Raw genomic sequence first — 379 nt, forward strand, 5'->3', positions numbered from 1 at the left:
GGGGCGTTCTTCTTCCTGGTCTACGTCGCGGCTCAGCTGCTGCCGTCGAGCGTTGCGGCGTCCGTGATGTCGGTGAGCCCCTTCGCCATCGCTGCATGCGCGTGGGCCCTCCTGCGGGAACGGCCGACGTCGCGGGTCGTCGTTGGTGCGGTGGTCGGCGCCGCCGGGGTGCTGCTCATCGTTGGAACCGCGCGCGGCGAGCTCGACGGATGGGGCATCGCTGCGTCGCTCGCCTCGATGGTGCTGTCGTCGATCGGTGCGATCCTGACGCGGCGTTGGCGGGACGACACGCCCATCCTCGCGATCACGGCGTGGCAGCTCGTCGTCGGGGGCGTCGAGCTGATTGTCGCCGCCGCGCTCGTCGAAGGAGCGCCACCGG

The 379-nt window shown here is 71.2% G+C and carries 1 protein-coding gene; it reads left to right on the forward strand.

Annotated features, from left to right (window positions below; genetic code table 11):
• Nucleotides 1-379 (forward strand): EamA family transporter (locus tag SB658_RS22255; RefSeq protein WP_410602368.1); only part of this gene is annotated, 379 nt, incomplete at both ends.

It is taken from the genome of Bacillus sp. SIMBA_008 (assembly GCF_046535495.1).
Taxonomy (GTDB): Bacteria; Bacillota; Bacilli; order Bacillales; family Bacillaceae; genus Bacillus; species Bacillus subtilis.